The sequence below is a fragment of the Flavobacteriales bacterium genome, from assembly GCA_021739695.1.
GTDB lineage: Bacteria > Bacteroidota > Bacteroidia > UBA10329 > UBA10329 > UBA10329.
This window is the reverse complement of record JAIPBM010000003.1, coordinates 1-15,805: the sequence shown is the minus strand read 5'-3', so window position 1 is coordinate 15,805 and position 15,805 is coordinate 1. Positions and strand designations below refer to the sequence as shown.

The window sequence follows — 15,805 nt, the reverse complement described above, 5'->3', positions numbered from 1 at the left end:
CATTCACAGTTTTGTCCTTTTCCATTTCACTGTTCAGTAAATGGTGGTGGCAATCAACGATATGGAGTCAACCTGCGCTGAGCCCGAACAAAACGCTACTTTAGGAACGGATTTATTGATTCCTTAAACGCAGCCAAATGGAAAAAGAAGCACCCGTAAAACAACTGCCATTGCCCCCGATGGTGACAGATGGTTGGCCTATAGGAAGTGCCCGTTTGTTTGCGGAAGATCCGATCGTGTTTTGCGAAAAATACATTCCTATGATGGGTGGTGTGTTTCAGATCAGATCCATCTTTTTCCCTTTTATCAGCGACTTTGATAAAGTGGTTATCGTGTCTGATCCTGAGATGGTGAAGCACATCATGCAAGACAACAATAAGAACTATGTAAAGAGCCATGGCTACAAGGTGCTGAAAGTGCTTTTGGGCGAAGGGCTATTGACAAGCGAAGGTGACTTTTGGCGCAAGCAACGCAGATTGCTTCAACCTGGTTTTCATCGTGATCGATTGGCAACATTCGTTCAGATAATGACCGAAGCTGGGCAGGAATTGGTTGATAAATGGAGCGCTTTGCCTATAGGAACAGAAGTTGACGTCTCTAAAGGCATGATGGAAATGACCTTGGATATTGTGTGCCGAGGTATGTTCAGTAGTGATGTGAGCGATGCGATGGACGTAGTGAATCGCGAGTTTGACAGGGCCAACGAGAACCTTATCAATCGTGTGATCAATCCTTTTCCCTTGCCTTATTGGATGCCGTTGCCAAGTGTACAGCGCGAAAAGCAAGGATATGACGCGATCAAGCAAGTAGTGGCCGATATCATTGAGAAGCGAAGGAAATCGACAGATGATTATGATGATCTGTTGGCCATGCTGATGGAGGTGGAAGATGCCGATACGGGCGAGAAGATGAGCAACAAGCAGATTCAGGATGAGGTGATCACCATCTTTCTAGCTGGACATGAAACCACTGCCGTAGCACTTACTTGGTTTATGCATTGCTTGGAAGAAAACCCTGAAGTGGAAGAGAAGCTTGCGGAAGAAGAAAAGCGGGTTTTGAACGGTAGAACACCAACGTTGGAAGACCTTCATGCCTTGGAATATGCAAGAATGGTGGTGGATGAAACGCTTCGGTTGTATCCTCCAGCGTGGGTTATCGGACGGCATACTTTGGGAGATGATCGTTTAGGCGATTACCACATTCCGGAAAACACCAATTGCCTTATTCCGGTGTACTATATTCATCGCGACCCGAAGATCTGGGACGAACCATTGAAGTTCATTCCTGAGCGTTTCAGTAAGGAGAATGCAAAAGGGCGCCACAAGTTTGCGTATTTCCCATTTGGTGGCGGTCCGAGACTTTGCATCGGCAACAACTTTGCGTTGATGGAGATGCAACTGATCGTGCCGATGTTGGTCCGTGCACTTAAACTTCGCAAATCGCCTGGCTTTGAGTTCAGGAAAGAGCCTTTGATAACCATGCGACCTTCGCCTCATATGAAAATGGTTTTGACAGGCGCGGACCCTGTGTCATAACTTCTTCAGAATTTCTTTCTTCAGCTTCAACCATTCGTAAGAAAGTGCGTAGTATTGCCGTTTGGTCGATAACGAGCGCAATATGATGGAAGATGACTCCGAAATTGGAGTGGGGAAGGAGCTTTACGAGTATCAGAAGAGGGCGTTGCATCGCATTTTTGATCGATTGTATGACCGCAAGGAGCCATTCAATCTACTTTTTCAGTTGCCTACTGGTGGTGGAAAGACCGTTATTTTCTCCGAGATAGCAAGAAAGTACATTGCCGATACGGGCAAGAAGGTGATGATCCTTACCCACAGGATAGAGCTTTTGGGACAGACTTCCCGCATGCTGGAAACCTTTACCGTACGCAACAAGGTCATTACCAGTGAGGTGAAAGACCTGGAAGATCAGGATGAATACCAGTGCTTTGTGGCGATGGTAGAGACCCTCAATAATCGCTTGAATGATGACGCGTTTGAGTTGCAAGACGTTGGTCTGGTCATCATTGATGAGGCGCATTACAACTCGTTTGGGAAACTGCTCAAGTTCTTTGATGGAAGTACCATCCTTGGAGTAACAGCTACGCCTTTGAGTTCGAACGTCACGTTGCCGATGAATGAGAATTACGATGAGCTTATTGTAGGCGAATCGATTCAATCATTGATTGACATGAAGTATTTGGCCAAAGCCAAAACCTTTTCCTACGATCTGAACCTGAGTTCGCTCAATATTGGTATCAACGGAGATTATACGGTTCGTTCTTCTGAAGAACTCTACTCTGATTACACCATGCAAAGCCAGTTGTTGCGTGCGTATCAGGACAATTGCCGTGGTAAGAAGACGCTTATCTTCAACAATGGCATTAAAACATCTCAGCAAGTGTGTGTCACGTTTGAACAAGCGGGGCTTCCTATCAAACATCTTGACAATAAGAACACTCCTGCAGAAAGAAGGGAGATATTGAAATGGTTTAAGCACACGCCCAATGCCATTTTGACATCGGTTGGAATTCTTACCACAGGTTTTGATGAACCGACTGTTGAGGCCATCATTCTGAACAGAGCGACTCGTTCGTTGACCTTGTATTTTCAAATGATCGGTCGCGGTTCGCGGATTCTGAGCAATAAGGAAGAGTTCACAGTTATTGATCTTGGAAACAACGTTGCACGTTTCGGACTTTGGGAAGCTTACATCAATTGGGATCATATATTCCGTCATCCGGAGATGCATTTGAACAGCATTCGCTCCGATGAAGAGATTCAGCGCGAATTCAAATACAAGATGCCCCAAGAGATACGTGACCGATTCAAGAAATCGGCTGATATCGACTTTGATATTGTGGAGGCTTACGAATTATCTATCCGCATGGCAGAACGACCAAAGGTGGTGATTGAACAATCGGTTGATCAGCATGTACGTATCTGTATTGAGAATGCCGAAGACCTTTGGGATGCCAAAGAATTGGCCGCGCTGCTCAAAGAGGAGATCGAATACCGAGTTCGGAAGTACAGTCATTGCTTGGCCAAGACCACGCCTAGCTATGTGAAGTGGCTACAGGAGGAATACAAGCGAAAAGTATACGTTCGGTTAATTCAGGAGTATCAACTTGTGAACTGAGATAGGCGTGCAGCGACCAACAGCACAGATCTATAGCAACTATACCCAAGAGGATTTTGAAGTTTGGAGAACGCTTTACGAGCGGCAGACTTCGTTGCTTCGCGAAAGCGCTTCGAGAGAATACCTGAAAGCACTGGACGTGATCGGGTTTTCTCCTGACAGGATTCCGGATTTTGAGGAGATTGAAGCGGCATTGAAACCATTGACCGGATGGCGATTGACGACTGTTCCGAACATCAGCGAACAGAAAGACTTCTTCACATTTCTCTCTCAAAAGCAATTTACGGCCACCTGTTGGTTAAGGAAGATGGAGCAACTGGACTATCTGGAAGAGCCAGATATGTTCCATGATGTATTCGGTCATGTTCCCTTGCTAAGCAATGTGGCATATACCGATTTCTTTCATGCCATCAGTCATATTGCACTGGAGTATACGCATGATCCTAAGGCTATTGCGTTGCTTGGTCGGATCTATTGGTTTACCATTGAATTCGGCTTGATACGAGAGGCCAATGAGCTGAAGATCTATGGTGCAGGCATCATGTCGTCTTACGGAGAAACGAAAAACTGCCTGAGTGACTCGGTTGAAAAGCTCGATTTTGATGTGGAACGGATATTCAACACCGATTTTAGGACGGATGTGATGCAGGAACGCTACTTCGTGATCGATTCGTTTGAGCAATTGTATGACTCGATACCGGAAATTCGAAATCAACTTGCAGTTTATGTGCATGGCCATTGAGATTTTAGCAACTTAGCGCCCTCATTCAAAAACACTACTGACATGAAACTATTCCAATACACTGGAGCATTTATTCTTTTGATGGCATTGATCTCTTGCGGAGACCAAAAAAGTGCCGATACCACAGAAGATGCTTCTGCAGAAGCAAAACCTTGCACATTCGATTACAGCACTGGATCACTAGCTGTGAAATGGACGGCTTTTAAGACCACCGAGAAAGTGGGCGTTTCGGGTACGTTTGATACCTTGAACATTGCCGGGACCAAAGCTGCCAATACCATTGTTGATGTATTCAGCAACGCTAGCTTTTCAATTCCAGTAAGCAGCGTCAATTCGGCTAATCCTGATCGGGACAAGAAGATTTTCGAACACTTTTTCGGTACAATGAGCGAAACGGCCACATTGACTGGACGCGTTATCGGAGTAGAGGAAGAAGTAATGAGCGTTGCCATCACCATGAATGGTGTAACAGATACAACAGCATTTGAGGTGAGTGCAAGTGATAGTTTGGTCACGCTTTCCGGTATTATTTCATTGGCAGATTGGAATGCACTTGAAAGTGCAGATGCCTTGAATAAAGTCTGTAATGATCTACACAAAGGAGCTGATGGTGTGAGCAAACTGTGGCCAGATGTGAAACTGGACATCAGTGCTGCTATCAGCAAAACCTGCGAATAATACTTCTATATCCATCAATATCAGCTTACAGACATGAGTAAACCGGCCTTTCTGAATGATCTTGCCCTTCCGGTAGTGGCAGCACCTATGTTCTTGATCTCTGGACCTGAGATCGTTATTGAATGTTGTAAAAATGGTGTGGTAGGAACGTTTCCTGCCTTGAACCAACGCACAACTGAAGGTTTTGAAGAGTGGGTGGTAGAGATAAAGGAAGCGTTGGCGGCCTTTGAAAAGGAAACAGGGAAGAAAGCCGCTCCATTCGGGGTGAATCTGATCGTGCATTTTACGAACCCACGGGTTCAGGCCGATCTGGAAGTGTGCATGAAGCACAAAGTTCCGTTGATCATTACTTCTTTGGGTGCTGTTTCGCAGTTGGTAGAAGCGGTGCATAGCTATGGCGGTCTGGTGTTTCATGATGTGATCAAGAAGCGCCACGCAGAGAAAGCTGCCGAAGCAGGTGTAGATGGATTGATATTGGTGGCAGCTGGTGCCGGTGGTCATGCCGGGACGCTGAACCCGATGCCATTTGTGCAAGAGATCCGATCATTCTTTAAGAAGACCATTCTGCTTGCCGGATGCATCAGCAATGGGCGAGATATTGCTTCTGCCATGCAAATGGGTGCAGACCTTGCTTGGGTTGGAACCCGTTTCATCAATACCACGGAAAGTCGCGCAAGCGAAGGCTACCGCGATATGATCATTGAGAGTGGCGCAAGCGATATTGTGCATACAGCTGCTGTTTCGGGTGTGGAGGCCAATTTCCTTCGACCTAGTTTGGAGGCCATGGGCATTACCGAAGAGATGTGGAGTAAGAAAGCCAAGATGGATTTCGGAAAAGAGATGGATGCTGCGATGGCCGAAGCCAAAGCCTGGAAGACCTTATGGTCGGCTGGGCAGGGAGTTGCCACTGTGCACGATAACATTCCCGTAGGGGAGCTTGTAGCACGTTTGAAAAGCGAGTTCTTAGATGCGCTGGAAGCGCAAGAACAACTGCTTGAATCGTACAGACAAAAAGCCTGATGGTTGCACATTTATGCAAGGTTCTTTTTGTTGAATCCTTTTAAGATTGAAAACGTTGAGCAAATCTTTATTGATCAACGAGAGTTGTAATAATTTTTTATTGTTTTGAACCCGTAACCAATATCATAAGTCGTTGTATAACGCAGAAAATAAAAACGAATGAGCAGTAGCAAACCACGAGTAGTAAAAGACTATGAAAAACTTGACCCAGCGGTCAGGGAAATGATCAAACTTCACTATCCCTTCGGATTTGAAGAAAACCTAGTTTCGTTTGTGAATGCTGAAGGAAAAAAGGTTTCTGCGTTGCCGTTTGAGACTGACGATAGATACTATTTGGTGCGTATGACCGTGGCAGAAGCCCAAAGTATCATTGAAGATGATGAAGATTACGATGAGGATGGCAACTTGACCGATGAGGCACGAGAAGAGTACGAAGACAAGTATGATGACGTGGATGTGGCCGATGAGGTGGAAGTAACAGATACGGATGAGGCCGATGATGCTGACGATGATGTAGCTGATGAAGACGGAGATGAAGATGATGACGACAAAGAGTAATTAACTACTCTCTCTCTTATAGATTGAAAAGGGTTCTGGAACATTCCAGAACCCTTTTGTTTTTTGTGGTGATGTTGGAAGAAGATGTGAGCTGTAATAGAGAAAAGAAGAATGTAGGCTGTTCGTGGTAACCAATAACAGTCATTTTTGAGGTTTTGGATAGCTATTTTCAGTCATATTATCATCGATAATACACGTCTTTTAAAAGGAATTAATAAATTTCCAACAAGATGTTTAAAACCTTTGAATTGACTGACCCATGATACCCACTTCCCAACCATTGAAGCGCGCTTCTTTTCTTAAAGGCGCTACGCTCGTAATTCTCTTCACTGCATTTTACAGTATGTCTTTCGGCCAGACGAAGGTGGTTGAAATAGATCCGCAAACGCGCGCACCGAAAGAGGCCATGCCTTTTGATCAGGAGTTTTATCTGAAGATTCCTAAGGAGAAGGGGCTGACGCTAACGAGGGCTTCTATAAAGCGCATGGGGAAGGCATGGTGGTTAGGAAAAACCCAAGTTGCCAAAATATTCTCTCGTGCAGAGAAAGACCGAATCAATAAGACTTATGGTGGGGGGCCAAAGGCTATTCATGTGACCAATGATATGAATGACTCGATAGGTGAGCCCGTGCTTTACGTCTACACTGATGATAAAAATGGACAACCCACAGGTAATATTATTGACTCGACCAATTATGTTCTGCTAAAGGTGTTTCCATTAATGGCTAACCGGAAGTATGTTGTGAACTATGAATTTGAAGCTTCCAGCTCAGAAGTTGAACATGAAGTTGATAAAATTATCAGAAGACCCGCAGTCTCCAATCATCGAACGGAGAAAAACCAACGATATCTCAAGGGTCTATTTGGTGGAACCAAAGAAATTTTGGAGTTAGACTCAAACAAATGTGCGCCACTTGCAATGGAAAATCGAGATCTGGAGGCTCAGAAAATCCTTGAGTTTGCGAGGAATGGGAAATTGAAGGAAGCATTAGCGAAATTAGCCTGCTTTGAGCGAATAGATCCTGAGGTAACAAAGAGAAAATATTTAATACGGCAGTTTAACGATTTAAATGTAATGTACACTAATATCAATACGACCGGTAGTTTAGATAATTCTTTAGAATCCTTTCTAAAATGTTATGGTACTACAGTTTTTCCTAAGCTAATAGAGCTATGTGATGGTTGCGGTTCTAAACAGTCTCATATGCAGATTCTAAAACTTGATTCTTCATACATTCTGCCTTCAGCTGTAACTTATAAGTCGTGGATTGCCAGTGGACAATTACCCATAGACTTTAAGAATTTGACCGATACAGTGGAAAAAGTAGATGTTTCGAACAGAAAAAAGAACCTGGAGCATACGATTACCATTGTAGAACGGATAACGCTTGGTTCGTATGGTCCTAGTTCGGTATTGTGTGAGAATAGTGTAGTGCTGTTACGTTCTCTTTATGACCATCTGAAGAATACGAATTCATATCTTGAAAAACGCGCGAAATTGTTGAATGATATAACAAATTATAAGTTGAAGAATACTTATGCGCTAGTAAATCATCGTTTGAAGGTCCTTCATGACAGTAAGGATACAAGTGACAAAGAGAAAAGAAAAATCAAGCAACGGCTCAAGAATATTGAGACGATTGAGAGCAGGCTAGTTGGCACCCGTGAGTATTTCACTAAGCCAATGAACAAGTTCATTGCTACCAGTATTCAAGGAACTTCTGAAGGAGCTACGACCGTAAACACCAAAGGTAAATTCAATGTACGACCTGATTTTGGTGTTGCTTATGCACGCAATGTTCTGAATGGCTCTGGTGCTTTTAATTCGGTTGTTCCGTTTTTTGGATTGCGCTTCAATTTGAGACCACTTGATCCTAATCTAGCCTTCAGACATATTCAGTTTAAGACCTTTTGGCATCGGTCGTCTGTGAACGTGTCGTACTCGCCAATAACGATTTCGGATGGTAAGACCCGATTTGATATCTACAAGAACATGAATTTCTTGGTTGGCTATGGTTTCCGGTTTTCCAATGTCGTTAACCTGAGTGTTGGTGCCATGTTTTATAGACGAGACAACCCGGAGCCCTTCAATTCGAATAAACAATTGACTGCCATGCCTTACGTTGGCCTTTCCATCGACTTTGATCTGTTGGATGCCGCGAAAGATCTCATTTCCATTTTTAAGTAATAGCCATGAAAAACACATTCCTTTTTTCCCTTTTAGTGCTTTTAGTACTTACTGGTTGCTACCGTGAAACCGATTATGACTATACAGCCAAAGCCATCTTTGGTGAGCTTGACGTAACGCTTAGCGCAGATTCCATTTTAGCCGATGGTAAAAGCGCTTCTATCGTTACTTATCGCTTTCCAATAGATGCAGATACCAATCTGACCAAACTGAGCTTGAAATGCAGCAATTGCACATTTGAAAAGTCGGGTTCGGATGTGCTTCATACGAACGTGAGTATGCTTACTGATTCGTTGGATGCCTGCTATATATCTGTTACGATGATTTCTACCTCTTCGGTAAAAGATAATGTACTGACTACCGAATTATCTGTTTATGAAAGAACGGATACGGTATTTTACAAGCAGGCATATCCGACCGGTATAGACTTGACTGTAAGCCCGTTCTATTTGAAAAACGACACGGTGGCAGAGATCACTCTAACAGCTGAAATGGAGACAGCCAACGGTGGGGTGCCAAGCAAATACCATGCGGTGATGTTTGAAGTGTCAGCAAACACATCAGTTCCTGGTTTCCTTCAGGCAGTAGAGCGTAGTTCGAATGCAGAGGGAAAGGCGATCAATACGTTCGTGTTTACGGGAGTGAATTCTTATGCAGGAGAAATTGATTTTATTGCCCGCACGTTAGACCAAGCTGGAGATACGATTGAATCTAAGCAAGTTAAGCTTGTGGTAATCAACTAAAATTTAAGTGGCCTTTAAAAGTGAAAATCATGGCATTTTGAGTTGGCAAAGAACTTAAGCATGTACGGGAAGGTTCAAATAGATCTACCTGAATAGATTACTTGGGCAATAGAAAATATGTCATCGAGATGCAAGATGCACATGCGCACCCTGAAGTCTGGTAAGTACACATTGAGATATTAGGAGTTAGGTGTTTGCATTTAGGAATTAGACCAAAGAGACTAGTACATATAAGTTAGATCAAACGGATTAAGACGAAGAGACTAACACTCACGGATTAGACCAATGAGACTAGCATATATATGTTAGTTTGAAGAGATGAGTTTAAAAAGACTAGCACGAATGGGTTAGTCTGAAATGCTTAGTTTCTCTTTCTGACGATGACCTTGATGCCGTACTTAGGTCGTAGGGTAACCATTGGGTTGATGTCGATGACCTGATCTTTGATGACCTCGAAGTGGTAACGTTTGATCATCATGGCCAGTACGAATTGCATTTCCATAAGGGCGAAGCTGTTGCCGATGCAAAGCCTAGGTCCGCCACCAAATGGCATGTAGGAGAAGGGAATCTGTTTGGCCTTGTTTTCTGCTGAGAAGCGTTCGGGGTCGAACTTGGTAGGGTTGCTCCAGTAGCGTTCGCTGCGATGCACGCCATAGATGAAACAGATCACATCTTTTCCTTTCTTGATGGGAATGCCTTCGAACTCATCATCTTCTAGGGGTTCGCGATCGATGATCCAAGCAGGAGGGTAGAGGCGCATGGTTTCTTCCACTACTTGCAGGCAATAGCCAAGGTCGCGCAGGTTTTCGAAGGATGGGGCTTTATCGCCAATGCTTTCGTTTACTGATCGGAGAACCTTCTCTTCAATTTCGGGATGCGTGCCCAAGAGGTACCAAAGCCAGGCCATGGCATTGGCCGAGGTTTCGTGACCTGCCACGTAGAGTATGATGGCTTCATCGAGCAGTTGTTGATCGGTCATGCCAGAACCATCTTCGTATCTGGTCTGGATGAGCATGTCCAGCAGATCGTGATGCTCTTCAGTGGATTGTTGTCTCTGGTGGATGATCTCCATCACCAAGGCATCGCCTTTTTCCTTTACCTGCTGATTTCGGGTGTAGGCACCGCTGATGCGATACCACGGTTTGAGCATGGGCTTGCGCACCTGATCGACCATAAACTGTTGGCTTTGAGATACGATCTCTTCAATCACATCCAACTTGTCATCTTCTGCTTCTTGCCCGAACAGACTTTTGGAAACGATCTTGAAGGCCAAAGTGGTCATCTCTTTGGCGATGTCTATTTCCTGTTCGGTCTCTGCGTAGCTGTCGAAGACGTCATCAAGGTATTTATTGATCTCAGCTACCATGATGGAAGCGATGCCTTCCAATCGTTTGCGATGAAACCCGGGTTGGATGGCTCTCCGTTGTTTAAGCCAATAGTCTCCTTCAGAAGTAAGTAGCCCGTTGCCCAGTTGCTTCTTCAGTAAGTCTCTTACAATGCTGGTTTTGATGTAGTTGCGATTGTTTTGTTGAAGTACATGTCTCATCAGTTCCGGTCTGTCGGTTGCCAGAACAGAGTTGTACGGAAGATCCATGGTAACCACGCCATTGTGCTTATCTAAGACCTCTTTGAAGGAAATGGCCGGGTTGCCGATAAACTTCGGAAGGTTGACAAGGATCTTGAGTAGCGAAATGTGCGGAACGATGGGCTTGGTAGCGGACAAGGTGATAGGAGTTAGGTATTAGGTAATGGCTTCTTGGAGATGGACCTAAGAACCCATCACACGAAATGGTTTGGCGGCTTCGAGTTCGAAGGCCAATTCCAATAGGCGTTTGTCTTCGCCATAAGGCGCGGCAAACTGAACACCTAGCGGCATTCCATCCGAATCTTTACCGAGTGGGAGGGAGATGGCTGGTTCTCCCGTTACGTTATACAGACCGGTGTAGGTAGCGAATTCAATGGCTCTTTTCGTGACTTCTTCGTAAGGCAACTCGGGAGAGAAGTAGCCGATCTTCGGTGTTTTGTGCGAAAGCACAGGCGTCATCACCACATCATAGTTTTCGAACATCTTGCCGGATTCGTGTCCCAATTTACGCATGGCGCGAATGCTGGCAGGAAGTCTGAGTGCATTGGCCTTAAAGCGTTTGCTCAGTCCCATGGTAAATGGTTCAATCTGCGTCTTATCTACCTTGGTTTGAACCACAAGCCTTCCCATGTGACTCGACATATAGGCCAAGAATCCGTAGTAATTGAGGAAATGCCCCACCATGGTATCTACATCAATGGGCAAAGGAACCTGCACAACGCTATGCCCGAGTGATTCGAGCAGTTGGGCCGTTTCCATCTGCAGCTTGTAGGTGTCAGCATCTTGGTGTCCCGTTGCGCCATCCGTCAGATTATTGACGAAGGCAATGCGAAGTCTTTTCTTGCTAGCATGGCTGATGTGACCCAATTTGGGCATGCGTGGATTCTGATAGAACTTTTCGGCTTCGCTGAAAAAGGTAGCGGTATCACGTACCGATCGCGTAAGCACGCCTTGGTGAATGATCTGAATTGGCATCAGGTCGGTGCCATCAATTCCGTATACCCGATCTCGAGTTGGTTTTAAACCGACCAAGCCGCAAATGGCAGCTGGAATTCGAATGGAACCAGCACCATCATTGCCTGATGCAATCGGAACCGCTCCGCTGGCAACCAATGCCGATGAGCCAGACGATGAACCGCCCGAAGTGTAATCCGTGTTCCAAGGATTTCGGGTAATGGACCATTTTTCGTTCTCCGTGCTGCACAATAGACCGAATTCAGGCAAAGTGGTTTTTCCCAAGTAGCTTACTCCCGTAGAAAGAAATTGATTGACGAAGCGACTGTTACGTTTTGCCTTCTTCGCTTTAAAGGAGCCTGTTCCCAATTGGGTCGGATAGCCTTTGATGTTATCTGTATCCTTAAAGAAGGTAGGTACACCATAGAACGCGCCTTTTGTATTCAATCGGTCGTATTTCCGCGCATCATCATAGGTTTTAACGATGATGGCATTCAGATCGGGATCTACCTTTTCCGAACGCTTTATGGCAGCTTCGATGGCTTCTTGAACCGAGATTTCTTTTTTCGCAATGGCCTCTGCAACACCCGTTGCATCAAGGTTTCCAAGCGCATCGTCCGCAAAGGCATTCACACGTTTATTCATGGATTCTAAATTAGTGATTAGCGAATAGTGAATAGCGACCAGTGAAAAGGAAAAAAAGAATATCGATGAACGATTAGCGAATGGCGATTAACGATTTATGTTAGCTCCGCAGTGGACCAATCGCAAATCGTTAATCGGTAATTGTTCCTCGCAAATCCTTTAAAATTGGAAATCAACATCTCACGAAAAGAGGAAAACAAGTTGCCCAACTCCGGCCAAACCACCAAGAATGGCGCCTACGAGAATGAGAATCCATTCGTCTTCTTGAAAGGCAGGACGAAGAACCGCTTCAAACTCATCGGGAGAAAGTTCAGACATTTTCTCGCGCATGGTGGTTTCAAGATCCAAGGCATTTTCCGCATAATCGAAGGTGCGATGAATGGAATGGGGGAGGCTCTCTACAAAACGATTGGCCGCCATGTCCTTGAGTTGGTCGTATTTCTTAGTTCCTGCAAATATCTGATAGATGGCTCTCGAAAGACCGATCTGATCGTCTATGGCGCGTTTGATATGTCCATGAAGTATGCTGACCATCTTGTCAGAAGCTTTGCCTCTGAATATCCGATCGAACATGCGTTCTACGGTCAGGATCTTGGACGAAACGATCTTGGAGTATTCCGTGGCAACTTCTCGCTGGCGCTTGATGAAAAGGCCATGGATCTTAATGCCCAAGATGTTGATTTCCTTCTTCGGGTTGAAGATCATCTTAAGTGCCAGCCAATTGGTTGCCCAACCTACAATAAGACCGCCTAGAGGTAGCAACCACCACGAATCGTTGAAGTACCAAACGATGGCTTGAATGATTCCGAAAAGGAAGCCGAAGTAGAGTCCCGAGGATTTGATGAACTTGAATTCTTCGGCTCCGCACTTGAGGAATATCTCGTTTGTGAGCGATTTGTCTTTGGTAAGATGTTCAACCACCAATCCTTTCAGGTCGAGGAATTCTTCGATGTTGTCTCTAATGTCCAGCATCATTTCTTCAGCCACTTCCGGCATTTGCGAAACGGCTTGGCGGTAAATTCCTTCTTTAACCAGCGCTGGTGTTGCAAGCCACATCAATCGTGCTTCTTGCGTCATGATCTCGTCAATCATCTGACGGGCCAAGGTATTCAGCACTGGCTGTAGATCTTGTGCCACCCGTTTTGGTTCAAGCTTTCCAAATACATCTTGAACATCAATCAGCTTAGAGGTCATCAGGTCAACCGACTTCTCAGCCATCTTAGCTGCCTTGGAAGGCACAATTCCTTGCCAACCTAAGTAGGGTTTTATACCAACGAACTCAACCGGGTAAAAGGTCATGTGTATGGCCAACCAATTGGTGCCCCATCCCACGATGCCGCTCGTGATTGGTATTGCCACGTAGGGCAGGAGGTAGCTATATGTTTCCCAGAGTTCGATGGTCGGATTATTTATGGTGGTTCAAACGCTTGGAAAGATAATCAGATTCGAATTATTGGATGCTAGGTACAAACCATAAGTTTCATGTTCTGAAAAACATATACTCCTGTCACTCGGATGCACGAGGAGTCTTTGCTTAGCAAAAGAGATGCTTCCTTCGTCTGCATGACAGATGAGATTAGGATTCGGCTTGTCACTTCGAGGAACGAGAAGTCTCAGGCTCTTCCCAACATTATAAATGATACACTAGATGCTTCGTGCCTCTGCATGACAGCCAGTTGAATTACGCAATAGACCTATGTCACCCTGAGGAACTGCCGCAAGTCAATAAGTGAATTCAATACTCACGCCAACCTCTTGGATTCTTCAAGAACTCATTTCTGAATTCAGTGAGCACTCGCTGCATGTCCTTGCCTTTTTGCTCGTTCCTCGTGTTCAGATTGTATGCTTCATATGGACTTTCCTTCAAATTGTACAGCTTTGGCCAATTGTCCAGTCGGTTAATGGTGGTGTCCTTTTCTGGCGGAGAATAGGTCGGCACAAATTCCTTCGTTGAATAATTCGGATGTTCTAAAGGCACAGGCCATGTGTAGCTATAATTGGTCTCAATGAACTTCCAATCGCCCATTCTCACGGCTTCAAAAGCGTAATCGTGAAAGAAGAACAACGGACGATTTCTGCCAAGACCCGTTTCGGAGCTGTCGGCCAGGATATCGAACAGATTGCGCCCATCAATGATCCTATCTTTCGGCAACGAAACGCCTGCTTCTGCCACAAGGGTAGGCAAGAGGTCGATTCCCATGGCGGGAATGTCTGTTCTGTAGGCCGATTTTATCTTTTTGGGGTAACGGATCATGAACGGCACGCGATAGCCACCTTCAAATACTTGGCCTTTTCTGCCTCTCAGACCACACGGATTTCCTTCGAACCAAGGACCATTATCGCTGGTAATCACAACGATGGTGTTTTCCGTTAGGCCGAGGCTATCCAAGTAATCGAGTACTTGACCCACACTGTGGTCAAATTCTTCTACTGCATCGCCATAGGCACCTGCTTTAGACTTCCCTTTAAATCCTTGAGAAGGGAAGAAAGGTTGGTGCGGGTCTTTGTGCGCCAAGTAAAGAAAGAAGGGTTCATCCTTGTTCTGATCAATGAACGTCTTCGCAGCATCCGTAAACAACTGGGTATAATGCGCTTGGTTCAGGCCAATATCATCCAGTACTTTCTTGTCGTTGTCGTAAAACGCCACCGGCCAATCGTCATTCGAAGCTTCGAGGCCTACGAAATAATCGAAACCATGATGGAATGGATGAAATTGATCATCCTGCGAAATGGTGCCCAAATGCCATTTTCCCACAACACCTGTTCGGTAGTTGGCAAGCTTCAACAGTTCAGGAATGATGAGTTCTGATGGCATGATGCCGTTGATGATGTTGTGCTCGCCACGCATATCCACCGCTCCTAAAACATTGGCCACGCGACTACCAATGTTCATCACCAAACTGCCATTAACATGATGAAAAGGATATGCCAAACCTTGCCGAAGCGCATATCTGCCAGACAGGAAACCGATGCGCGAAGGTGTGCAGATGGAGGCTGGTGCGTAAAAGTTGGTAAACACCACGCTCTGGCTTGCGAAGGCATCCAGGTTTTTGGTGTTGATCACTGTTTGCAGGTTATAGCCAACATCACCATAACCCAGGTCATCCGCCAAAATGAAGACGATATTCGGCTTATTGGCAACGGGCGTTACATCAACGATTTCTTCAATCTTGAATGGTCTGTCGGCAAAATCTGAACGGACCAGACCTTGATGAGCTGGGCCTTGTAGATAATACCAGGTCAGCAGGGCTCCGATGATCAGGAACAGAAAAATGGACAGGCTTATGAGTATGGGTTTGAGAAGCTTCATGGTGCTCTAAATTAATCCTTTCAAATCGGCTTGAGATAGCACTTCGAAACATGACATTGGTTTTGTCATTCCGAGGCACGAGGAATCTCGTTTGATTGACCTACCAAGATGGTAAAAGAAATGCTTCCCTTCGACAAGCTCAGGGCAGGCACTTCGTCAGCATGACAGTAGTCCTGTCATTCCGAGGTGCAGCCTGCCCTGAGTTTTTATCGAAGGGAGGAATCTCGTCTGATTGACCTACCAAGAT

At 45.2% G+C, this 15,805-nt stretch carries 12 protein-coding genes; 8 read left to right on the top strand and 4 right to left on the bottom strand.

Annotated elements, in window-relative coordinates; translation table 11 throughout:
* Positions 1-137: 137 nt before the first annotated feature.
* The 8 genes from K9J17_02330 (at position 138) to K9J17_02295 (ending at position 9,064) form a co-directional block, all read left to right on the top strand.
* Positions 138-1,535, top strand: coding sequence for a cytochrome P450 (locus K9J17_02330; protein MCF8275545.1), 1,398 nt, complete (start codon positions 138-140; stop codon positions 1,533-1,535).
* Between the two features lie 85 nt (positions 1,536-1,620).
* The gene (locus K9J17_02325) at positions 1,621-3,135 is read left to right on the top strand and encodes a DEAD/DEAH box helicase family protein (protein ID MCF8275544.1); all 1,515 of its coding nucleotides are present in this window, start codon (positions 1,621-1,623) and stop codon (positions 3,133-3,135) included.
* Between the two features lie 7 nt (positions 3,136-3,142).
* A complete protein-coding gene (locus K9J17_02320) occupies positions 3,143-3,877 on the top strand; it encodes a phenylalanine 4-monooxygenase (GenBank protein MCF8275543.1) in 735 nt (244 codons plus the stop codon).
* A 42-nt stretch (positions 3,878-3,919) separates the two neighbouring features.
* Entirely contained in the window at positions 3,920-4,555 is a 636-nt protein-coding gene (locus K9J17_02315; GenBank protein MCF8275542.1) for a YceI family protein, read from the top strand.
* Positions 4,556-4,588: 33 nt separating this feature from the next.
* Complete coding sequence (locus K9J17_02310) at positions 4,589-5,575, top strand: nitronate monooxygenase family protein (GenBank protein MCF8275541.1); 987 nt, start codon at positions 4,589-4,591, stop codon at positions 5,573-5,575.
* Between the two features lie 159 nt (positions 5,576-5,734).
* Complete coding sequence (locus K9J17_02305; protein MCF8275540.1) at positions 5,735-6,133, top strand: hypothetical protein; 399 nt, start codon at positions 5,735-5,737, stop codon at positions 6,131-6,133.
* 364 nt (positions 6,134-6,497) lie between these two features.
* Positions 6,498-8,321: a hypothetical protein gene (locus K9J17_02300; protein MCF8275539.1), complete on the top strand. Its 1,824-nt coding sequence runs from the start codon at positions 6,498-6,500 to the stop codon at positions 8,319-8,321.
* A gap of 5 nt (positions 8,322-8,326) precedes the next feature.
* Positions 8,327-9,064 (top strand): hypothetical protein, encoded by a 738-nt coding sequence (locus K9J17_02295; GenBank protein ID MCF8275538.1) that lies wholly within the window; start codon positions 8,327-8,329, stop codon positions 9,062-9,064.
* Between the two features lie 361 nt (positions 9,065-9,425).
* On the opposite strand, the gene K9J17_02290 is transcribed toward K9J17_02295, so the two are convergent.
* From K9J17_02290 to K9J17_02275, 4 genes are all read right to left on the bottom strand, one after another.
* Positions 9,426-10,787: a cytochrome P450 gene (locus K9J17_02290; protein ID MCF8275537.1), complete on the bottom strand. Its 1,362-nt coding sequence runs from the start codon at positions 10,785-10,787 to the stop codon at positions 9,426-9,428.
* 45 nt (positions 10,788-10,832) lie between these two features.
* Positions 10,833-12,248, bottom strand: coding sequence for an amidase (locus K9J17_02285; GenBank protein ID MCF8275536.1), 1,416 nt, complete (start codon positions 12,246-12,248; stop codon positions 10,833-10,835).
* A 180-nt stretch (positions 12,249-12,428) separates the two neighbouring features.
* Positions 12,429-13,607, bottom strand: a complete 1,179-nt coding sequence (locus K9J17_02280; protein MCF8275535.1) for a DUF445 family protein — start codon at positions 13,605-13,607, stop codon at positions 12,429-12,431.
* Positions 13,608-13,983: 376 nt separating this feature from the next.
* Positions 13,984-15,558, bottom strand: coding sequence for a sulfatase-like hydrolase/transferase (locus K9J17_02275; GenBank protein MCF8275534.1), 1,575 nt, complete (start codon positions 15,556-15,558; stop codon positions 13,984-13,986).
* Between the last annotated feature and the right edge of the window lie 247 nt (positions 15,559-15,805).